The organism is Halobacteriovorax sp. DA5 (assembly GCF_002903145.1).
In the GTDB taxonomy this organism is placed as follows: domain Bacteria; phylum Bdellovibrionota; class Bacteriovoracia; order Bacteriovoracales; family Bacteriovoracaceae; genus Halobacteriovorax_A.
This window is the reverse complement of record NZ_PPDJ01000001.1, coordinates 269879-292208: the sequence shown is the minus strand read 5'-3', so window position 1 is coordinate 292208 and position 22330 is coordinate 269879. Positions and strand designations below refer to the sequence as shown.

The window sequence follows — 22330 nt, the reverse complement described above, 5'->3', positions numbered from 1 at the left end:
CCAATTTACTCATGAAAAAAATATATAAAAAGATATTCATAAGCTTGGCACTTACTTTCATCACTGGCCTAGTCATTCTTATCCTAAATTATAAATGGGTGATCAAAAAGTCTCTTGCCATGGCGGGAGTAAGAATAGAGCAAGTTGAAAAAATCAGTATAGGCCATTGGGCCCTCCATAACTTGAGCTATCAAATAGATGAAAAGAATATATTAAAAATCAAATCTGTTAATATCGACTTTTTAGAAATTGATGTCGATGCTAAAAATATCGATCGCTATTTGCAGGCGCTAAATTCCAAAATAAAAGTGAGGGCACAAGAAATTCAATTACAAAAATTCAAACTTAAAAGTATGAATTGCTTTGTTCATAAGAAAGAAGGGACAATAATTGAAGTAAGCCAAATTTTTATTCCTGACTTTGGTTCTAAGAATCGAGGTAACCTAACTTTTAACTTAGTAAATCTAGAAGATATTCGTTTCAAATATAACGATCTTGATATTAACAATGTCATTAAATACTTTGATGCATCTTTAGGGCTCTCTGGATTAATTAACATCAATGCACAAGTGAATGGTGATATCAAAGCAAGTGTTTCAGGAAAGAACTTAGTCTTAAAAGGCTTTAGGGTTGATGATGTTATTACAAATTTTTTAGACACTCGCAATATTGGAATCATCGACGCCGCGGCCGTCTTGGCCTTAGGACCAATAGGCCTTCTCTATACAAGTGCGGCCAGCCTTGGACAAACGATTGGAGGTTTTCGAGGAGGAGACACAAACCTTAAGCAAGTCAATGCTGCAATAACACTTACGGGAGATCTTATAATCTTTGAAGATGTTGCAGTGGCAACACAAGAGCACTTAATCATTGCTCAAGGTGGTGCCAATATTGAGAAGCAAACTTTTAAAGATCTCGTTGTTTCAGTAATTGATGAAAAATATTGCCCGGAACTGCAACAGATAATTAAGGGAACATTTTCAAAACCAGAAATTTCAAAAACCAAGGCCTTCCTCGACACGGCCACGGCCCCAGTCTCAAGTGTAACTAGTTCAACATTCCAATTTGTCGGCGTTGGAAAATGTAAGCCAATCTATAAAGGCGTTGTTAAGCATCCTGAGCTAGAGTGAACAGTTTGCAAAGAGCGCAAAATTTAAAATGACACATTACACATAGTGAGAAAAATCATGGAGGAAAGCGGCTCCTTGAGGTATATTTGATTCTAATTGTTAAACTTAAACGAGGATAAGACTATTAGCGTTATATCTGTACTTATTTTTCTCTTTCTTTTTGGTATTGCCTCAATGGGCTATGTCTACGCTTACCGTGGAACAGAAAGATATGAGAGCTTAAACTTCTATCTCCGCAAAGGCTGGCCAATTTTTGCACCACTTAACTGCCTACTTTATATGTTCACTAAGAAGAGAGCAGCTAAGCCAATTATGAATCTTGCAGACTTTCCAGAGTTAAAACTAGTTCAAGATAACTGGGAAACAATTCGCGATGAGGCGGTAAATCTTAGAGAAAATGGATATTTTGATAAAGTAAAAGATCCAACTTCAAGTGCATATTACGACATTGGTTTTAGAACTTTTTATAAATACGGTTGGTCTAAATTTTATCTTACTTGGTATGGAACGACTTTAAAGTCAGCAAAAGAGCTGTGTCCAAAAACAGTTGAACTTGTTTCTAAAGTTCCTGGTGTAAACGGTGCCATGTACTCAATTCTTCCAGTAGGATCAAAACTAACAAAGCACTTAGATCCAGTTGCCACTTCACTTCGCTACCACTTAGGTTTAAAAACACCTAACGATGATCGTTGTTATATTAATATTGATGGAACTGACTATTCTTGGCGCGATGGAGAGGCCCTACTATTTGATGAGACCTATCTTCACTTTGCTTTCAACAATTCTGAAAATGAAAGAATTATCCTTATGCTTGAAGTTGATCGCCCAACGAATATCATAGGAAAAATCATTAACTTTATCTTTAAGCTGATTATGAGAATTACTCTCGTTCCAAATGTTCCGGGAGATCAAAGAGGACTAGTTAATGCCATCTTTGGAGCAGTAACACCTACTCTTTTAAAAGTAAGAACTCTAAAAGAAACAAACCTGGCGCTATATAAAATTATTAAACATACAGTAAATCTAACATTACTAGCAATTGCATTTGGTTTAATTTACTTAGTGCTAACTTTTATTCAATCGTTATTTTGAAAAACTAGAAGCAACATAAGCGGCGACGTATTCTTCAAAGTCTACGTCGTCTAATTTCTCAAAGTCCACCTGACGCTGCATCGATGCATTCTTCTCAAGCTCTAATTCTTCTTGAAATACATGATTTACTTCTACAGCGGCCAGCTCCTTACGATGCTCTAGCGCAAGATCCTTCATCGCCTGAATATGACCTTTCTTTGAAACAAGATCAAATACTTTTTGTGAAAGAGTGTTAGCAGGATCAATTAACTTACGTTGCTCTTCAATAGCAAAAAGTAATGCTTTCTTACGCTCACCATCTGATATAGCTTCAATGACTTCGGCCATTTGATTAAAGAATGTTGTTAGATATTCTTGGTAATTTCTTTTCTCACCATCAACGCTAATTTCTAGGCCAGGCTTTCTTCCCTGTTTAACAATAAGCTGATTATTATTCTCAATCTCATTATAAATTTCACGATTGCATCTATCCGCTCGCAAGAATAGGCACGACAATAAGAACGCATCTAAGAAGTCCATTTGAACTTTGGTAATTCCATTCTTTGCAAATGGGTTGAGATCGAGAAGTCTAACCTCAATATATTCAATCCCCTTGCTTCTTAGGCTAGCAAGAGCACTCTTGCCAGGAGGAGCAATTCTTTTAGGTCTAATGATTGAATAGAATTCATTTTCAATTTGCAGAATGTGAGTACTAATTTGCTGAAGCTCTCCTTTCTCATTCCTTAAACCAATCTTATCAAAATCTGCAAAATTCATTTGCAGAGCTTCTTCTAAACTATCGCAATAACTATCAAGACCGTTGTAACAAATTCGAATACCGTTTTGAGAAGCACCTGTATAACCAAGTCCCCCCATCCTTAAGCATGTCCCTTCTTTCGAGCCAAAAGTTTTGCCATATTTCTCATCTTCATGAATCACATCTAGTGAATGTTTCTTACCACTAAGGAAGGACTCATGAACAGAAACAGAGTTTCCAAAAAGATATAAGAGAATATTTGAATAACTTCTAAAGTTTCGACAAAGATTTAAGTATTCCTCATTAATAAAAAGTTGAAGCGATAAAGAGCTTCCACTTAACTCATGCCAATTTTTCCAAAATTCATCTGTCATTGAAAAATTGTAATGAAGTCCCGCAATCGCCTGCATTGATCTTCCATAGCGAAGGCCAAGACCAGAGCGATAAAGAGTCTTTAAACGGCCAGAGTTACTCTCTCCGTAGTAAGCAAGCTTAATATCTTTATCTTCCGGTAAGATACAAGGCATTGATGATGGCCAAATGACTTCACTTGAATCTTGTTCTAAAACATAGTGTTGAAGATTTCCCAGAGTTTTTAAAGTTTCATCATTTGATTTTGAAACAGGAGTGATGAACTCAAGAAGACTTTCTGCAAAGTCGGTAGTTATCCATTTATGAAGAAGTTTTGAACCAAATTTTGGGTCATGATCGGAACTTGAAAGCTTGCCATCTTCAACCATTACACGAAGGCCCTCTTTCTCAAGTCCTTTATTTACATTAAGGATTGAATCACTTCCGTATTTTTCTTGATAGTTTTTGAGTGCTTGCTTATTAATTTTAACCGTCATAAATCGTCCTATATTTCGCATCTATAGTACGCTTTCAGCATTACGCAAGCAAGCTAATCTTAACCTAGTTAAGATTCCCAATACTTATTGGCAGCTCATAATTTATTCCAAAGGCAAAGTCATCATTCTTCGTTTGCCCTAGCATTAGAGCGAAGTTAGATGCGCTATCAGCATAGAAATGAAATAATGCAGGATATAGATTTAAACGAACCCTAAAGTCTTCAGAACTGTTCATTAATAGTGACGCAGCTTGTCTTCCCATGGTTTCAAGAAAGTAACCATAAGCAAAGCGCCCCTTCTGCTCTAGTGGATCAGTAAAGGCCATCCCCGCAGCAACAGAATGAGAAAGGTCTCCGTTATCGTAAGTAAGCCCTACTAGATTCATCATTCCCATATAAAGGAGCGGCCTAAACTTATTAAAGTGTAGAAGCTTAGGACGCATAATATAATTTAGGCCAACGTTAAAAAAGTCCTCATGCTCAACATCATAGACTGGCATGAAGTGCCAAGTTGTCATCCCCATTTCATCAACCATGAAATTCATAAATGGATCATTTAATCCAAGTAGAAATGCCGCCACGTCATAGATATATAAGTCTGCAATATGATCAAGTGCAGATACTTCAGGTTGAGTTGTTTCATTGGCCTCATTACCAAAGTGCATCGCATAGGTCACAATAAACGAAAAAGTCTTGGCCCATTTAATTCCATAGTAATCAGAATATTCCATGAGCTTCTTAGTCTCGTAAGCTCCACCGAATGTATGTAAAAAAATATTAGGTAGGACGCGATTACTTAGAAACTCTTCCTTTAATAAAGTATCAAGGCCACCATTCTTCTTAATCGAATGAATAGGATCTTTTACCTTGTTCCAAACAATCTTATGTTTCTCAAAATAGTCCTTCTGATTGAACCAGTAAGGATTTTGAATGACATCAAATGAACCGTTAATATAGAGCTGAATTGGAAACCAAGGACCATCGGTTTTCTCATTAAAAATAAGATAATTTGAGTTTTGAGCTATAACTTGAACAGAGGTAAATAAAATTATTAAAGAATAGATTAATTTTTTCATATTTATGATTAACTGGCTTAATTATCGCAATGTATTATTGGCCATAATGTAGCTTAATTTATATAAGAACACATCGTGAAAAGCTTTATTATTTCTATATCTTTTACATTACTTGCCCTGTCACTGCAAAGAACTTCTTTTGCAAAAACAGAGTATTTCTACCAAGATCGAGACCATACTAAAGAAGAAATTTTTAAAGATGTTGGATTCGTCTTTGGTATCTCTTTAATCGCTTATCCAATAACTCAATGGGATACAGTAAGAGAAGAAGGTTCATGGGATGTTTACCGAAGTAATTTTGGAAAAATAGTTTTTGATCGTGATGAGCCTTTTTGGAACTATATGGTTCACCCTTACACAGGCTCTCAAATGTTTCTTTACTATCGAGCCCGAAATTATCGATACGCTGATGCTCTGGCACTAACTTTTGTTTCAAGCACAATCTTTGAGTTTCTCATCGAAGTTTATACTGAACCAGCTTCTGTTCAAGACCTTTATCAAACACCTGTACTAGGTGCGGTTATGGGCTATGGATTCGAAAAACTATCAATGCAACTTCTTAACGGAGATAGTAAAGTTGGGCATTTCTTTGGTCACCTTATTAACCCGATGACTTTATTTCCTTCAATTTTTGAAGGGACATCATACGCAGTCATTGCGCCAAATATTGATAAGAAATCAATTGGATATTACTTTCATGCAGAATTTTAAACTGATCATAATATTCATACTTTCTATAACTTCTGCCTATGCACAAAAAGGACCTTATGAGTTTTATCTAAGAGCAGGGGTAACTTTTCAAAATACTATCTTTAACGAGCTAGATGACGATCAGTACGAAAATAAATACGATATCGAAGACCGTGAAGAATCAAAAGCGCTTGGAATGTATACACAATTTTCATTTCGCTTAGAAAGAATTGAGATTGGACTTGAGTCACATACAACATTTGGGCGAGGACGAGACTTACGTTTCGCATACGAGAATAGAGTTCTTGAAGGCGAAGGAAATTTTAGATCCTTTAATATCACTCCTACGATACGAATTAACTCAGATGTTTACGAAATTGATTTTTTAGACTTTATTGGATTCAAAACTTTCAAAGCATATGTCAAATTTGGCCCTAGCTGGCTTCTAAACTCACTTGACCTAGATGACTTTAATATTAATACTAATGGTAAGTCACTTAAGATTAATTATGATTCATTTGGTGGAGCACTTGCGATCGGCGTTGAACAAGTAAAGACAGTTGATCACTTTCCATTCTTTGCAGAAGTTTCAGTTGCCGCTTATCGATCATACAAGGCGACTTTAGTCGATCGTACAAACCGAACGAAAGTAGAAATTCTGCAAGAACAAAGTGCACGAGAAGATATTAATTCATTCTCAATTTTTTACACAATAGGAGCATCTCTATTTTGAACACACAAGTAACTGATAAAGATATTGAACAAATTGAAGCTTTTCTAAAAAGAGAGGCCAGAGGTATTCTTGAGGTTTCAGCAAGAACAGCTGATGCAAGGCCTGCTTCAATAAAGGTTACTCCAGTTGTTGATAAGGTTCCATTTCCAACAATCTACTGGCTAGTTGATCCTGTTGTTTACAAGGCCATTAGTCAGATTGAGGGACAAGGATTTACAAAAGAACTTCAAGCAATGATTGATGCAGATGAAGAACTTAAAGAGAAAGTTAAAGCTATTCATGAATCATATCGTGATGAAAGAGTAAAACTCTTTAAAGAAATGAATCTCGAATTACCAGATAATATGATGCCGATGATTACAGATACTGGAATCGGAGGACTTAGAGACTTTTATCACCTTAGGTGTCTTCATATGTTTTACGCCTACCACTTAGTTCGCCCTCACGTAATTGGTGAAATGGTTGATCGTAAACTAAAACAGTCTTAATTCAATTTAACGATTTGCTGTTATGTGATGGTAAGTAAAGCCAATACTCCACACTAAAGATACTCCTAGGTGGATATAGGCCGACCATTGCCTTAAAAGATCATTATCACTTACCTGAATTAGATAACCCGATAAACTCATAGCAACAAAGAGTCCTATAAGAAAAATTCCTGATGTACGAGATTTTTTATAACCACTTAGAATTCTTTTGTAGATATGATTTGAAAAGATTGTACCGACAAAGAATAGTAGAAAAGGTACCGACAAGATATGTAGTTTTTGCATCCAAATAGAAAGAGGATGAGTTTCAACTCCCCACTCTCCTTGAATCTCCATAAAGTACTTGGCCACAAAATAGATTGTACCAGTAACAACAATGAAGTAATTTGAGGTAAATAGGTTATTCTTTTCTGAAGGAGTCATAGCTTAAACTAGATTATATCTTTTTGGAGATATAGCGACAACCATACTAAAAATTTTGTACTATTTGAAGAAAGCGTTGCCCCCGAAACAATATCAATTGAATCGGGCTTCTGAGATTTAAATCGAGATAGCCAATTTGATTTCACCTTATATTCTGAAGGCTCTTCAAATTTAACAATCGCTAAACTTTCAATATTATTTTTAACCACGTGAACATGGAGAACTTGATTCTTCGTTCGAACAGTATCTGTAAAGACGAAGTCATAAGACGTTTCATTCTTACATTCTCTCTTAAAAAACGAGTAAAAACGACGAATATCACGTGTAGGATACTTCGATTTGATTGTTTCAAACTCTTTATCTGTTAAGAATTTAGACTTCTCAACAAACGAACAACCAGGATACTTCTTTGAAAGAGTTTCCTTGATTCCAGCAAAAGCTTCTCCCTTTGCCAGAAATAAAAAAACAGTAAAGAGGAAAATCCCCTTTACTGCCTTTATATTGAATAGATTTGAAAATCTTAGTATTCCCATCCGATCCCGAAGTTTACTTCTTCTGATTCACCTGCATTAGATGCATTGTTTAGTTTTGTGAAATCAGCTTTGAAAGAAACTTTATCAAGTGGCTTATACATAATACCAGCTGTGATATTTTCTTTATCGTTTGCTTTATCAGCTACACCAACAGATGAGTCAACTTCATCTTGAGTGTTATAACTTTCGTATCTTACATATGGCATAATTGAGTAAGTTTTACCATGAGTAATATTGTAAGCTAGATCAACATAATAACCTTGCATTACGTCAGCTACAACTTTTGATGTTGCTGCTGAGAATTCTTTACCATCAAGAGTTGAGTAAACATATAATGCCTTCACTGTTAGGCCTTTGTAGTTATATGCTAAATGAACATCGTAGATATTGTGCTCACCTTGTGCTGCACCGTTAGTTGTACCTACATAGATTGATGTCCCTAGATCTAGACCAAAGTCAAAACCATAGTCAACTCTAGCAACGTGTGACCAGTGACCAGCAAGAGCTTGAGCACCTTTTTGACGTCCACCACGTACACCTGTCTCAGAGAAACCATTCGTTCCATCCCAAGACTTTAGAGAGTTCATGATATAGTACTTATATTCAAGATTATTCCAAGTACCGTAGATACCTAGACCGTTTTCACGCATTGTTGTTGGGATAATTGCATTTTCAAGTCTTGGACGCTTAACACCAATAAAACGAGTTGGCTCGTGCTCAGTGTTTACGATACCGATTGGAGTAAGTAAAAGACCTGCTTTAAAATTTAAAAGATCAGAGTGAGCATAACGAATTTCTGCAAATTCAGTATAGATTTCATCAGCGTGCTCAATTTCGATCTCAGTCATGAAAGACCATTTGTCGCTAAACTGATAACCTACGTAAAGAACGTTTCTTAACGTGTCCCACTGTGCAGTACCTTCACTATTGTCAGTGTAGATAATCTCACCGTAACCACCAAGGCTAACCTTTGACGATAGGCCCTTAGCTTGCATACTTTGTACTTCTTTAGAAAGAATATCAATTCTTCTCTCTAACTCTTGTGTTGTAGCAGCACTAACTGTAGTTGCTGCAATTAAAGCGATAAACAACTTCTTCATTTATTCTCCTATTAAACTTTTTGTTTGAATTACCAAACGGATGTTAATGAGAATTAAATAAAAGGTCAAGTCACTAAACTAGACAATATTTTTAGTTGTTTCTATTCGCGCCACGCTCGAGAATGAAGACAAATAAGAAGCCGATGACAACTAGCGCAACAGCAAGAATATCTTCTGTTGTCAGGGCCGTTGGAAAATAAAGGCTCTCTGATAAGACCTTCGTCTTGCCACGAATCACAACAGACTTTGTCACTTCTCTCCAAGGCCAAACCTTAGATAAAGTTCCAAGAAGAATCCCTACTAAAAATGCCATTGTGCGCTCGCGGAAATTCTTCATAAAGAAGTTTAAAACCTTAGAAAAGCTCACAAGACCAGTTAAACAGCCAAGAGCAAAGACACCAATGATAACGAGAGCACCTTCTTGAAATGGATTTTTTAGAGCACCTGTTACGTATTCATACTTTCCTAAAATTAAAAGAATGAATGAACCTGAAATACCAGGAAGGATCATGGCCGTAATTCCGATAAGGCCACAAATATAAATAAACCACAAGTCAGTTGGAGTTGTTACCGGAACAAGTTGTGTAATAGCAAAACCAATAGCTCCACCTAGGGCCACCATCGCTAGGGCCACAGGGCTCTTACGATCCTTTAAGTCTCTTGCAATCACAATGATTGAAGCTGAGATTAAACCTAGAAATAATCCCCATGTAGGAACAGGGTGATAATTGATTAGATAGTGCATTAGCCTTGCTAAAGAAAGCATGGCACCGAGTATCCCTATTGCCAAAGGTATAATGAATTTTAAATCGATCTTCTCTGAAACATTTTTAAAATTTAATGTCACCACATCTTTGATAAGATTTTTATCAATGGCCGCAACAGTCTCAAGAAGCTTGTCATAAATACCAGTTATAAATGCAATTGTTCCCCCAGATACACCTGGGATTAGGTCGGCAATGCCCATAAGAAAGCCCTTGCAAAAAACAAGGGCCATATTTTTATTGATCATATTATTTACTCTTTATTCTCTTGTGCTTCTTCTTTTGCAAATGGAGTATCTTCCCAATCAACAGAGTGTTTACACTCAGGACATTGAAGCTGTTTTCCCCATCTCTTTGTTTCTTTAACGCCCATTACGCCAAATCCACAAGCAGGACAATCCATTACTTTAGGCTCATTCCAAAGAGCTGTTTCACATTCAGGATAATTCGTACATCCGTAGAAGATCTTCCCATAACGAGATTTCTTCTCAGCAAACTTTCCTTTTTTACATTTTGGACAAGTTACATCGATTGTATATGGAAGTGTCGTTTCACATTTTGGATATTCTTCACAACGAACAAAGCGACCAAACTTACCTTTTTTAACCTCAAGACGTTTTCCACACTCAGGGCACGGATCTCTAAACCAATCTTTTGGAAGTATTTCAATTTTACCGTCAAGGTGCTTTTTAAAATCGTGAGTAGAAGTACAATCCGGGTAGTTACGACAAGCAAGGAACTGACCATTACGTCCCCACTTAATCAGATACTCTCCGTCTTCACATTTTTCACAGTGAATTCCAGTTGGGATTTCTTGCTTCTTGAGGTTTTTCATTTCCTCTTTTGCTTTTTCAAGAGTCTTTTCAAAACCTTGCCAGAATTCCTTAAGTACCTTCTTCCACTTAATTTCACCGTCTTCAATCTTATCAAGTAGCTTTTCTACATTGGCCGTAAAAGCAACGTTCATGACATCTGGGAATGATTCGATAAGCATTTTACAAACAACAGTTCCAAGCTCAGTTGACATGAAACGGTTTTCAACCTTTTCAACGTAACCACGATCTTGAATATTTGAAATAATTGAAGCATATGTCGATGGTCGTCCAATTCCCTGCTCTTCTAAAGCCTTAACAAGTGAGGCTTCATTAAAGCGTGGAGGAGGAGAAGTCCAATGTTCCTGCTCAGCAGGTCCATTTTTTGCTGGCATTTGTTCGCCGACCTCAATAACTGGTAGCTCACCTGTTGCCTTTGGTGTGTCGTTATCATCCTCATCATCATTTCCACCACGACGAGAAGCTTTCTCTGCAGCAGCTTCCATATAAACAGTTCTAAAACCTGGAAACTTAATGATTGAACCATTGGCCTTAAAGAAGTGACCTTCACATTCAAAAGTTACGGCCGTTTGATCAATAACAGCTTGGCTCATTTGAGAAGAGATGAATTTATTCCAAATAAGCTCATAAAGTTTTTGTTCATCTGGCTCTAAATCACCTCTTAGCTGATTTGGAGTATATTCAAGAGATGTCGGTCTGATGGCCTCGTGGGCATCTTGAACCTTACTACTTCCCTTCTTCTTATATTCAATAGGCTCCGGTGATAAATACTTTTCACCGTATTGATCTTTTACGTATTCGCGTAGTGCATTTAATGATTCAGGCTCAGTTCTAACAGAGTCCGTTCTCATATAAGTAATAAGACCGACTGTACCAAAGTCAGTTGTTGCAATCCCTTCATAAAGTTTTTGCGCAACCATCATAGTTCTTTTTGCCGTGAAGCCTAACTTATTGGCAGCTTCCTGTTGAAGCTTTGATGTCGTAAAAGGAGGTGTTGGGTTTTGTTTTCTCTCACGTTTCTTAACGTCAATTACTTCAAACTCTTTCCCATTAACATCTTTTACAATTTGTTTTGTGAACTCTTCATCAGTTAGTTCTGTTTTCTTCTTGGCATCTTCACCATAGTATTTGAATTCAAAAAGAGTTCCATTTTTTTCCATTTCACCATGGATAGAAAACCATTGCTCTGGAACAAAAGCTTTAATTTCGTCTTCTCTTTCAACAATAATTCTAAGGGCAACCGACTGAACTCGCCCAGCAGAAATACCACGTTGAACCTTATCCCAAAGGATTGGTGAAATCTTATAACCCACTAGACGATCAAGAACTCGACGAGTCTTTTGGGCATCATACATATTAACATTTAGCTCTACTGGATTCTCAACGGCATTCGTTACAGCATTCTTAGTAACGGCGTTGAAGATTACTCTTCTAATCTTTTTACGCTTACCAATTTCTTCAGCAAGATGGAATGCAATGGCCTCTCCCTCACGGTCCAAGTCGGGTGCCAGGAAGATTTCACTTGCATCTTTTGCTAATTCTTGAATTCTTTCGATTTTTGCTGCTTTACCAGCTATAGGAACAAGGTCGATCTCGAAGTTTTCTTTGATATCAACACCTAGTTTAGACTTTGGAAGGTCTTTAATGTGTCCGTTTGAGGCAACAACTTGAAAACCACGGCCAAGATATTTCTTAATCGTTTTGGCCTTTGAAGGTGATTCCACGATGACTAGTTTGTAGTCTTTTTCTTTAGATGAAGAAGCTTTCTTTGCTGTTTTTTTGGCCGTTTTTTTAGCAGCTTTCTTTGCTGTTTTTTTGGCAGTCTTCTTCTTTGTTGTTTTCTTTTTACTTGTTGTTTTTTTTGCTACTTTTTTCGAGGCCTTGTCAGAGGCAGCATTTGTTGTAGCTTCACTCACAACTTCTGATTGTGTCATGACGTTCACTTTCTCCTGTTATAAAAAAACAAGGTGCGTTACAGGAACGCACCAAGGGTATCTTAACATATTTTTTGCTAGCATAGATTAATTTGAGTCACTATTCAATAGTTCTTCAATTTCTTCGATGTCATATGGAGTCAATCCGTAAGGGTTTTCCTTAGTGTTCAGATCTTCATCCATATATTTTAGACCTTCTTGTGATTCAATTTCATTCATTGAAGGTAGTGCGTTAGGATCTTTAGCCTTCACACCTTTCTCAATTAAATTCAGGTCTTGACGCTCTAAGTAAGTATCTTCGTCGATCTTTTGCTCATTTAATTTTGTTTCAGCATCAATCAATTCTTTCTCAAGCTTCTCTAGTTCTTTAAGATCTCGAGCTTGTTCCTTAATGATCGACTTCTCTCTTTCTTGGCGTTCAAGTTCTTCAAGTTCATCCTCTTCAAGACGAATTTCATCAACTTGTTTAAGCAGATCTTCCCCAAGATTGTCTAAGTTTAGCTCAACATCAAGTTCTTCAAGAGCAAGGTTTTCTTGCTTACCAAGATTCTTTGCACGTGTGTTATTGTGTAACTGCTCGGCCATCTTTGCTGTCGCTTCAGATTTTGTCAGAGCAATATCTCCAAGATCAAGCCCTGAGTTACTATAAGAAACAACTGCCGTAGCAAAGTTATCAGTTACAGTAATAACAGTTGCCTCACCTTTTACATAAGTAGGTTGTGAACTAATTTGTTTTCCTGTTCCTCTATCCATAAAAGAGTAAACTTCAAAAACATTTCCAAGCTCAACTCCGTCAACTCGACCTCTGTCTAAATAGACAACACTTCCAAGGGCAAGCCCACGATCTTGTTGCTTATAAGAACCGATAATCGCAGCTTCAATACGACGTGGGTTATAAGTCTTAAAGATCTTAGCAATCTTTGGAGTATAAACAGTAAGCCTAGCTCCACGCTCAATAGTTTCAACAATTTCGTCAACAGCAACTTCCCACTTATTATCTTCTAACTCACGAATTGCCTTAACTTGACCAAGAATTGTATAGCGTAAACCTTCACGATCCGAGATACGGTGAGATACTTTTCCATCTGGTTGATAAATTGAAAACTTATCACCTGGCCTAACCTGTACACTCTTATCAAACTTAACGTAGATATGTTGGTCTTTGTGAATTAAAACCGACTCGTCTTGCTTATCTGAGATATAACCTAAATCTTGAATATGATTAGTTGTAAGAAAAGTATTTAAATAGAATCCATGAGAAACAGTGATCTCTTGTCTTTCAATCGAAGAAATACCATTTTTGTCATATTGAGTATCTGGCTCTTCAATAATGATACGAGAAATTGGTGGCGCATACTTTTTATAATCAGTATTTAACTCAATCTCAGTCATTGAAAGAACATCATCATAAGAAGACTCTGTTAGTGATTGAAAGAATGCACCTTTGTTTACAAGTGTCCTTCTCTCTTTTAACCAATCTGATTTTATATCGTCACCATATGCTGAGAATGCACCAGATGAAGCAACCTTAACGTTCTCAGAACGACGAACTTGACTTCCATCATCCTCAAAAGAACCAAAGGCAACTTTTGGAAAAGAACTCTCACTACCAGTAGAAAATACTAGAACTTGTCCTGGCTCAATTTCGTGTGGATTTGTAATCTGAGGGTTCATCGACCAAATTTTTGAATAATAAAAACCTGATCCAAAAAGATTTTGTGAAATCTTCCAAAGCCAGTCGCCATCTTGCACGATATACTTATCGACTTTTGCAGCTGTTGCAAGCTCATTCCACTCTTCTTCTGGAATTTTCTTTTCAACAAATTTTGCAAGATCTAGAAGCTCTTTCTCTTCCTTTCCTACATTAAAAAGATTTTTATCAATTGTTACATTTTGATTACTAACATTTTTTTGTGCAGCTTTTTCAGGCTCTACAATATCAACATTAGACTCTTGTGTTTTTGTATCAACATCTTTTGCAAGTATATCAATCTCTTCAAGATTATCTGCGTTCTCTAAATTATTAGCATCAATCTTTTTAAGATTTTCATCAGTAAGAACTTCCTCGCCAGGAAGTGTTTTCTTTTGATCACTTTTAATTGAATTTAATTCGTCTGAAAGGACTTCATCTGAAACATCCGTTTGCTGAGGCTGATCTGTTTCTTCCTCTAAAAGCATAAGAAGGTCTTTATCATCTAAAAGCTCTAGATCCTTAAGATCATCTTGCGCACGCACTTGTCCCATGCTCATGAGAAGAGATACGATACAAAAGAATAAGCTTAGATTTTTCTTCTTCAAACTATGCCCTATGCTTCACCAAAGAAATCGTGAAGGATTGAATAATACTTCTCTTTCTTCTTTGCTAATTTTAATTTATCTGTACAAACAATTAGTCTTCCTAAACTCTTAATAACAAGACCTGAAAAAGCGTGTTGTCTAAGAATTTCTTCATATAATTGCATAGCAAGATCAAATTCTTGTTGTGCAAAAAGCATTTCTGCTAGATAAAACTTTGCTCTTACTTTAATTTGGCTATGTCTTGACCCCTCAAGATCTTTTAAAATTGTTAACGATTGATCAAGGCGATTTTGGGCCATTAAACCTTCGGCCTGTTTTAAAAGATTTAATTCTTTTTGTAGAAGAACATCGTCAGTTTGTTCTTGCTTCTTTTGTGCTACCACTTCATTAGCAAAAACATCTACAGTCTCAGCAACATTATTACCTTTTGCACCTTGTAGATCATCAATCATACTCAGCTGTACTTGCTCGGCAGACTCTTTGCCACCTTTGGCCTTGTATTGCTCTGCTAAGCTTGGTGCTTTAGTATCTTTTAAAAGCTTGTCGTACTTTTCTAGAAGTTGATCGTACTGGGCCTTTGGAACCATTTGTTGTTTAGCTGCTACTTGCTTATCTTCTTCAATTGGATAGCCTTCTTCATCAAAAAGAGTTTTTCTTTTTGACCACGAACAAGATGTCGTTGCCAAAGCTAAAATTAATACTGAAGTGAGTGGAAATCTCTTCCTGAAATCTTTCACTTGTAGTCCTCCATGACTTGATAAAAGAGTGGCCTTTAATAATATTTTAGGTTACAAAGCGTTTAAGTCAATGAAATTTCGTGCATAGGCAAAGACTGCCAAGCCAAATAACTAAATAAAAAACAAACTTGTCGAGTATTTTATGAGTGAGATATTTAAAACAATTGTAAGAGTACCAAAGAAAGAATCAGCATATTTCTACTTTCAACTTGAAGCAAATGAAGGCCTATGTTTCTACTCAACAATCGAAGGCGACAAGCACGAAGGCCATCGCGACATTATTGTTCAAGCACACCCTAGTCTTGTGCCTGAAGTTAAGTACTTACTGAATAAATTAGCTCAAGAAATTGATCTTCAATTTATTGACTAAATTTTGTACATCTACGAGAAGTTTTCAAACCCGACTAACTCAATCAAATTAAATGATATAACTCCCAAAAAACCGTAAACCAAAAAACGGAGAGAGATTATGTCACCAGCAATTAAAAAAGTTGCTAATACTACCCTATGTGTATTGGCCTGCCTTCAAATGGCATCTTGTAAGGTCGTTACCAATAAAGGCATCAACAATCATTTTAATGATTTCAAGCTAAGCCTTGAAAGCTCTGAAAAATCAAACTTATCTGACTCTAAACTTATGATGGCAAATGAGTTACAGATTAAATCTGAGCAAATTGCGAAACTCATTAATAGTGCTCCAAAGCTTGAGACATGGACTGATTCGAAACAAACTTATGGCTCTAACGATCGCAAAAGAAGAGTTCGTACAGTTGAAAAATATAATGAGAGTAAAGAGAAAATTCGTAATTGGATGAAGCAAGTAAAAGATCTAACACTTGATATTCACGCGATTACTTTTGATGCTGGAAAAGACTCTTACCGTAAAGATGAAAATAATCGTCTCATTAATACACCAGAACAAATGGCGCAGAATGAAGTTCTTGCACTCTACTCTCTTACTTATATGAGAAATCTAAGTGAAGGTTATTCAAAACGTTCAATCGGTTATATCGAAGAGATCTCTTCTGATAAAATGCAACGTTTTACTGAAAATGATGAAGCATTCAAACTTGAAGTTCTTCAACAGCATATGGCCTATATCGGAATGATGAAAATCATCGACCAAGATGCTAAGAAGACTCTTACTAAGCTAAAGGCGATGAGAGATGCAAATATTCTTTCTCCAGAATTAAGTGAAAATATCAACAATCTTCTTAATACTGGGAAGCAAGAAAATGCTGAAAAACTTGAAAAATTCAGTGAGTATAAAAAAGAAGCTCTAACACAAGAGCAAAGAGCTGAATTTGATAAGGCCCTAATGACTTACGAAAATGTATTTGGAAAGAAGTCACTTTTATTTGACCCAGCGAATCCAGATCACCCTCTTATGCACCTATTTGTTGTTGCCTCAAACCTTTCTTGGGGTCTAATTAACACAATGGTTGGTGGAGCATTTGTTGCAACTAAAGTACTACTAGTTCCAGTAAGCCGTGGAGTTAACTTATTCATAAACTTCCTTGAAGCAGTAACACCATACCGTTATGCAAGAATGATTGAATTTGATCTTCCACGTATCAGAATTGCTGCTTCAAAAATGCAGATCTACGCTGACGTATGTGGACTTGGTATTGTTCCAGGTAAAATGTCTGCAGGACTTTTTGAATTAGACTTCTGCTCAGGATACCGTTTCGCTTCTGGACACGAAGCTGGTCATGCTAAACAATCGGCACTACTTGGACCTCTATACTTCCCTGCTGCGATCCTATCTTATGCACTAGTTGGTGGACATGGTGGTTTTATTGAAGCATGGGCAGATATTTGGTCAGCTCACTACCACTAAGAAATGGACTAACTAGCTAAATGATTTTCAATAAAAAAAACATATTTAAGAATTCTCTAAGGGGCCAACTCTGGCCCTTAGGGATTTTCGCTATTTCGATGCTTTTTGCAAAAAGTGCATTTTCAATAACTTTCAATCTCATTTCTATTAATGAAAAGCTTCGCTATACAATTAATCAAACTTTCATAGAAAAAGATGTGATTAGAAATGATAACTACTTCATCTTTCTCGATCAAGACTTCGATGGAATCCCAGATGCTATGGATAATGACATTGATGGTGATGGTTACGACAATATCATTGATGAATTTCCAGAGGATAAATCAAAAGTAGGAAGTGATATCAATAACAATGGCATTATCGACTTTGTTGATTTTGAGTTTAGCGACAATATTACTGACGAAGAGAGATCTGAGGCAAGTTCATTACAACTTGAGATTTATGATGATTATAATGTCCTAATCATCCCAGCTGCAGAAATTAGTTTGAAACAAATCCGTCTTGTTAAAGAGTTACTCGACATTGGCTTTACTGAGACAACGCAAAATTTAAAATTCGTCATTTTTGAAACAACACATCCAACGAACTGGCTTACAAAAGGTAAGTATGATGAAGAGTGGAAACAAGTTGTTATCTATAAAGATCAATTAAAGAATGATGAAGAAATCAATCTAACACTTACACATGAGTTCTTTCACTTTGTTCAAAAAGAAAATCCAAAGCTATATCAAGATTTCATCAGCTCTGTTGGTTGGTCTTTAAATGAAAGATACTTTACATATCAGCATAATAACGACCAACATTATCCAGAAATTAATCTTTCTGAAGCCAAACTAAGATTAACAAATACTAATGATTTATTAGTGTATGATAACTTCCCTTCTGCATACTCGACAGTTTCACCTGAAGAAATGTTTGCAGAAGCTGCAACAGCTTACCTGTATCAAGAGAATTCAAAAGAAAAAAGTTTTGAAAAGAGATTTACTAACTTTGAAGCATTCACAAAAAGTTATGCTTTCAAAATTTTTAATGATTTATTCTCTATTTTTTAAAATCACTATTTAAAACAAAACGCTCCCATTTATTCTTAATGAACCATTCAGTTACACTTTTAAATGGGGGTAAATTCTCTCGTTTTCGTGCAGCATTTAGCTTTCTTAGATCTGGCCTATAATAGGTACCGATGACCTTTCCAGAGCGCTCGATAACTTGAAACTCGTTTGAAACTGGATTGTAGCGATAAATATCATTCTTACTTCTAAATGAGATGATGTTATCATCACTAGAGCGAGCAAACTTCTCTGCATTTTTTAAGTATTGCTTATCACTTACAAAGTTAAATTCATCACCGTGCTTCTTTGCGTGCCCCACAAGAAGGCCTTTGTCTTTAAAGCCACTTGTTTTGAACCCTTTACGATAAATCATCTGTTGAAAAAACATTGGATCGATCTCAACACCTCGATCAAGAAGACTTGTCATCTCCTGTCTAATCTCGCCTTTAATTCCTCTTTGACTCATTATCTTTTGAGACTCGATCGCTCTTGTAACCTTTTCATCTAGATCCTTGCACTTCTTTCCTGAAGCAGCAATATTGAAATTAGAAGTGATGAGTATTGATATAATTAAAGCGCGCATGCTGCATACTCCACTGTAAGGTTTACGTAATTAGCTGATGAAAGAGAATTTACCTTATCAAGACCCTCTTTATTATTTGTCGTAAGAACTTTATTAATCAATTCCCCGACTTTATCCTTTCCTAACTTTCCAACATTCTTTAACTGATCAAGAAGTTGGAGAAATTTTGCTGATGATGTCACCCTTTTTGATAAGTCCGCTAACGAAGTCATAGCATTAGCAAGACCTAGTGGACCTTTCATAATAACATTAAGAAGAACGTTAGATCCTAAATTCCCCACAAGTGCACAAACTAATTGAACTTGCGACTCAACTGACATAGCGCCAAGGGCATCCCCAAGAGCGGCCAACCTTTCATCAATTTGCGTAATGAATTCTTTTGTTGTCTCATAAGTATCGACTGCACTATTCCAAAATTTCTTTGCTGACTTAACTGGAGATTTTATAAAATTCCAAACCCCACTTCCAACATCTTGAACAAGCCCGCCAGTCCTTGCCCATGCAGCACTAAGCGCCTTCTGTACACAGCCACTTGCTTGTGACATCAGATAGTCTTTATTGAACTTATCAATTGGAGCTTGGAGATCATTGATATTAACAATCTCTTCAAGCTGATTTTCACACTCTAATGCGTGGGCCTTTGGAATAATTAGATCTAAGAGAGTGTACTTCTTAAAGCTACCTTTCTTAATCTGTTTTGCAACAAAGCCCTTTACACTTTTTACGATCTTATATTTTTCAACTTTTGAGATATTTTCAAAATAGATAGATACTGGAGTGCTATTAACATTGAAGTTTACAACCTCTCCTCTTTCAAGTTCTATAAATTTATTTAAATGATTAGAATCTGCCTCTAGTCCAAGCTTAATTAAGAACCTTTCACTTCCTTTAGTAAAAACTTGATTGGCCAAGAAGTGCTCTGAGTAGTTTTGATAAAAGCCACTGAAGTCCTGATACTCATATTCAGCAATAAGGGACTTAGCTAACCCTTTAAAATCATTCGAACGATCTTGGTATTTAAAGTCATTTGATGAATATGCACATAGGCCGTAAATAGTTAAAATTAGAATTAAAATTCCCCTCATTCAACTATTTTAACTTAATTTTATCTGTAAAAATTGAGGAAATATATTACCGCCATCTAACTGTCTAAAATTTGTAGCCCCTATGTAAATACAACAAAAACACACTAGTGATTTACCTATCAAGATATAATGGCACAAATATAATTTTGTTTAGGGAGAATTTATGAGAGGACGTAAGTTTTTAAGAATATTGGCATGCCTAGTATTCGTAATTAATGCTCAAGCTGAATGCTTAGTAGAAGATTTCTTAAGAGATGGTCACTGCCCAGGAATGGGAGAAGATAGTGTATTTCAACCTCGCTACGCCGAAGATGGAATTATTAACCGTTACGGTGAATATACTTTCGCTCCTTCTTATCAAACGCTTCCTGTTGGCCTTACAAATGGCGAGCTTGCACTGATTGGAGCAACTGCTGGTACGGCAATTTTACTATTTAATAACGATGAAGAGTTAATGCAATTTGCTCAAGACAATCGTACAGAAGTTTCAGAAGAAATTGCTTTCTGGGGTGAAAAAGCTGGAAGTTACCCTATCCAACTTTCTGCCGCAGGTTACGCTCTAGGTGTTGTTATTCAAAATGATGAGATCAAAAGAATCTCAAAAGTTGCACTTAAGGCAACTGTATTATCGGGACTAATCACAAGAGCTGCTAAGATGACTTTTAGCCGTGTTAGACCAAACAAAACAGAAGATAAGAATGATTTTACTGGATTTAATTGGGATAACGATAACGTTTCATTTCCTTCGGGACATACTACGACAGCTTTTACATTTGCGACAGTAATTGCAGAACACTACAAAGATGAATCAAAATTCATCCCTGTTCTTGCGTATACAGCAGCAGCTATTGGTGGTTGGTCACGTGTTCACGACCGTGCACACTGGGCAAGTGATGTTGCTATTGGTGCTCTTGTAGGTCACATAACAGGTAAACTAATTTATGCAAGTGAGTACAACCCAGAAAGAAACGAAAAGTGGGATATGTCGATTCACCCAGTTGTTGCTCCTGATTACGTTGGTTTTCACTTTGAATTTCGCGGAAGAAAAAAGAAAGATACTTATGCTCAAGACTTCATGAAAAAGTGTAAGGATTTCTATCAAGAGAACCCAGCTGGTGTTGATCCAGTTAGAGAATGTACAAGACTATATTTTAACAGCGTATTTGATAAATAAAAAAAGGCCCTTTTAAAGGGCCTTTCTTTTTTTAGTAATTTAATTCGAAAACAAGTGGAAAGTGATCAGAGTATCCAGCCTTAGCTTTCTTAGTTGCTAAGTGATCATAACGATTCGGTGCTGTTTGCACTTTCTTTGTCTCTACTTTAAATCCGCGATCTCTCATCTCTTCAATGTCTTCTTCATAAACACTTTGAGGTTGAGGTTGGCGAATAAAATCTGGTGCATAAATCTTGTAAGATTTTAAATCAACTCTAATAGGATGCTTATCACCTAGCATAACCTTTGGTACAAAGACGCGGTCTAAGTGATTCCACTGAGAATTTTTAGCATAGTAGTAAGTCCCCGGTGGCATTTCTTGCACTTTCTTTGCATTTGATTTTTCTGAGCGAAATACCTTTTCAACATCCACTATCGTTCCATCCTTTAAAAGAACGTCACGCATTGGGTGCTTATTGCCAGCTTCCTTTAGCTCTGGAATCGTATTGAAGTCACCGACAGCAAGAACTGATGCCTTAGCATTTTTCTTCATGATTTCATCAATTCTAGATTTTAAAGTTGTTGCCGCTGTTACTCTTGCCTCATCAGGGTTTCCTAAACTTGGCCAGTGGTTAGCAAAAACATATAAGTCATTATTTCCTAACTTAAATTGTACTTCAAAGATATTACGAGAAGGTCTCTTCTTTAAGTAATCACTCTTTAGAACATGCTCTCTTTTTGAAACATACTTGAAATCTTTTGTTTCATTAAAAAGAACAGCAAGGTCAACTCCACGGTAGTCCGGTGAATTAGATGTATAGAATTTCTTATAACCTAAAACTTTCGCAAGTTGTCCGATTACGTTTTCATTTTCAATTTCTGAAACTACTAATAAATCTGGAAGTTTTTTTCTTTCTTTAAGAACAACGTCTTTAATTTGAGATAGCTTAAGATCAAGTTTCTCTTGAGTCCAATCTGCAGAATAACATTCTTCACGACGGTACTTAGATGAAACCTTCTTACAAGCTTCAACTTTTCCTTTAGTATTCTTTGGAAGGTATGACCAGTCGTTCTTTCCTTCATCTTTTTGCGTATCGAATAAGTTTTCAACGTTATAAGACATCACTTCAATTGTTGCTGCATAAGTCGTTGAAAATAATAAAAATAAAATTAGGGCCTTCATATACTTCCTCTTCTAAAAAT

At 36.3% G+C, this 22330-nt stretch carries 21 protein-coding genes; 9 read left to right on the top strand and 12 right to left on the bottom strand.

All coding sequences use genetic code 11. The features are described 5' to 3' along the window. Positions 1–11 precede the first annotated feature (11 nt). Together C0Z22_RS01440 and C0Z22_RS01435 are read left to right on the top strand one after the other, a co-directional pair. A complete protein-coding gene (locus tag C0Z22_RS01440; RefSeq protein ID WP_146037748.1) occupies positions 12–1130 on the top strand; it encodes a hypothetical protein in 1119 nt (372 codons plus the stop codon). Between the two features lie 96 nt (positions 1131–1226). Then, positions 1227–2222, top strand: coding sequence for an aspartyl/asparaginyl beta-hydroxylase domain-containing protein (locus tag C0Z22_RS01435; RefSeq protein WP_199177502.1), 996 nt, complete (start codon positions 1227–1229; stop codon positions 2220–2222). Here the strand turns inward: C0Z22_RS01435 and gshA are convergent. Together gshA and C0Z22_RS01425 are read right to left on the bottom strand one after the other, a co-directional pair. Next, positions 2214–3806, bottom strand: coding sequence for a glutamate--cysteine ligase (gshA, locus tag C0Z22_RS01430; protein ID WP_158246764.1), 1593 nt, complete (start codon positions 3804–3806; stop codon positions 2214–2216). The genes C0Z22_RS01435 and gshA overlap by 9 nt on opposite strands. 64 nt (positions 3807–3870) lie before the next feature. Further along, positions 3871–4881, bottom strand: coding sequence for a hypothetical protein (locus C0Z22_RS01425; protein WP_103216546.1), 1011 nt, complete (start codon positions 4879–4881; stop codon positions 3871–3873). Positions 4882–4956: 75 nt separating this feature from the next. On the opposite strand from C0Z22_RS01425, the gene C0Z22_RS01420 reads away from it, so the two are divergent. The 3 genes from C0Z22_RS01420 to C0Z22_RS01410 are packed head-to-tail and all read left to right on the top strand — an operon-like array spanning position 4957 to position 6792. Beyond that, complete coding sequence (locus C0Z22_RS01420) at positions 4957–5592, top strand: DUF3943 domain-containing protein (RefSeq protein ID WP_103216545.1); 636 nt, start codon at positions 4957–4959, stop codon at positions 5590–5592. Continuing rightward, positions 5579–6304 (top strand): hypothetical protein, encoded by a 726-nt coding sequence (locus C0Z22_RS01415; RefSeq protein ID WP_103216544.1) that lies wholly within the window; start codon positions 5579–5581, stop codon positions 6302–6304. The genes C0Z22_RS01420 and C0Z22_RS01415 overlap by 14 nt, the downstream gene beginning before the upstream one ends. After that, complete coding sequence (locus C0Z22_RS01410) at positions 6301–6792, top strand: DUF501 domain-containing protein (protein WP_158246763.1); 492 nt, start codon at positions 6301–6303, stop codon at positions 6790–6792. Before C0Z22_RS01415 ends, C0Z22_RS01410 begins: the two co-directional genes overlap by 4 nt. Positions 6793–6798: 6 nt before the next feature. On the opposite strand, the gene C0Z22_RS01405 is transcribed toward C0Z22_RS01410, so the two are convergent. The 7 genes from C0Z22_RS01405 to C0Z22_RS01375 all read right to left on the bottom strand — a co-directional run bounded on the left by C0Z22_RS01405 (position 6799) and on the right by C0Z22_RS01375 (position 15414). Continuing rightward, positions 6799–7215 carry a hypothetical protein gene (locus C0Z22_RS01405; RefSeq protein ID WP_103216542.1) on the bottom strand — a complete coding sequence of 139 codons (417 nt, stop codon included), beginning with the start codon at positions 7213–7215 and terminating at the stop codon, positions 6799–6801. An 8-nt stretch (positions 7216–7223) separates the two neighbouring features. Further along, the gene (locus tag C0Z22_RS01400; protein WP_103216541.1) at positions 7224–7748 is read right to left on the bottom strand and encodes an FMN-binding protein; all 525 of its coding nucleotides are present in this window, start codon (positions 7746–7748) and stop codon (positions 7224–7226) included. Continuing rightward, positions 7736–8848, bottom strand: coding sequence for a hypothetical protein (locus C0Z22_RS01395; RefSeq protein WP_103216540.1), 1113 nt, complete (start codon positions 8846–8848; stop codon positions 7736–7738). Before C0Z22_RS01395 ends, C0Z22_RS01400 begins: the two co-directional genes overlap by 13 nt. Before the next feature lie 91 nt (positions 8849–8939). Next, positions 8940–9860, bottom strand: a complete 921-nt coding sequence (locus tag C0Z22_RS01390) for a DUF368 domain-containing protein (RefSeq protein WP_103216539.1) — start codon at positions 9858–9860, stop codon at positions 8940–8942. 5 nt (positions 9861–9865) lie between these two features. Then, positions 9866–12379 (bottom strand): type I DNA topoisomerase, encoded by a 2514-nt coding sequence (topA, locus tag C0Z22_RS01385; RefSeq protein WP_103216538.1) that lies wholly within the window; start codon positions 12377–12379, stop codon positions 9866–9868. An 87-nt stretch (positions 12380–12466) separates the two neighbouring features. Next, positions 12467–14677, bottom strand: a complete 2211-nt coding sequence (locus C0Z22_RS01380; RefSeq protein WP_103216537.1) for a LysM peptidoglycan-binding domain-containing protein — start codon at positions 14675–14677, stop codon at positions 12467–12469. Between the two features lie 8 nt (positions 14678–14685). After that, positions 14686–15414 (bottom strand): tetratricopeptide repeat protein, encoded by a 729-nt coding sequence (locus tag C0Z22_RS01375; RefSeq protein WP_103216536.1) that lies wholly within the window; start codon positions 15412–15414, stop codon positions 14686–14688. A 142-nt stretch (positions 15415–15556) separates the two neighbouring features. Between C0Z22_RS01375 and C0Z22_RS01370 the strand changes: the two genes are divergently transcribed. The 3 genes from C0Z22_RS01370 to C0Z22_RS01360 all read left to right on the top strand — a co-directional run bounded on the left by C0Z22_RS01370 (position 15557) and on the right by C0Z22_RS01360 (position 18306). After that, positions 15557–15784: a DUF4911 domain-containing protein gene (locus C0Z22_RS01370; RefSeq protein WP_103216535.1), complete on the top strand. Its 228-nt coding sequence runs from the start codon at positions 15557–15559 to the stop codon at positions 15782–15784. A gap of 99 nt (positions 15785–15883) precedes the next feature. Then, a complete protein-coding gene (locus C0Z22_RS01365) occupies positions 15884–17254 on the top strand; it encodes a hypothetical protein (RefSeq protein WP_103216534.1) in 1371 nt (456 codons plus the stop codon). A gap of 98 nt (positions 17255–17352) precedes the next feature. Then, positions 17353–18306 carry a thrombospondin type 3 repeat-containing protein gene (locus C0Z22_RS01360; RefSeq protein ID WP_103216533.1) on the top strand — a complete coding sequence of 318 codons (954 nt, stop codon included), beginning with the start codon at positions 17353–17355 and terminating at the stop codon, positions 18304–18306. Here C0Z22_RS01360 and C0Z22_RS01355 read toward each other — a convergent pair. Beyond that, positions 18296–18889 (bottom strand): hypothetical protein, encoded by a 594-nt coding sequence (locus tag C0Z22_RS01355; protein ID WP_103216532.1) that lies wholly within the window; start codon positions 18887–18889, stop codon positions 18296–18298. The two genes, C0Z22_RS01360 and C0Z22_RS01355, sit on opposite strands and share 11 nt — an antisense overlap. Next, the gene (locus C0Z22_RS01350; protein ID WP_103216531.1) at positions 18877–19974 is read right to left on the bottom strand and encodes a hypothetical protein; all 1098 of its coding nucleotides are present in this window, start codon (positions 19972–19974) and stop codon (positions 18877–18879) included. Before C0Z22_RS01350 ends, C0Z22_RS01355 begins: the two co-directional genes overlap by 13 nt. A gap of 163 nt (positions 19975–20137) precedes the next feature. Between C0Z22_RS01350 and C0Z22_RS01345 the strand changes: the two genes are divergently transcribed. After that, the gene (locus C0Z22_RS01345; RefSeq protein ID WP_103216530.1) at positions 20138–21148 is read left to right on the top strand and encodes a phosphatase PAP2 family protein; all 1011 of its coding nucleotides are present in this window, start codon (positions 20138–20140) and stop codon (positions 21146–21148) included. 31 nt (positions 21149–21179) lie between these two features. Here the strand turns inward: C0Z22_RS01345 and C0Z22_RS01340 are convergent, their stop codons facing one another. Next, positions 21180–22310, bottom strand: coding sequence for an endonuclease/exonuclease/phosphatase family protein (locus C0Z22_RS01340; protein ID WP_103216529.1), 1131 nt, complete (start codon positions 22308–22310; stop codon positions 21180–21182). Between the last annotated feature and the right edge of the window lie 20 nt (positions 22311–22330).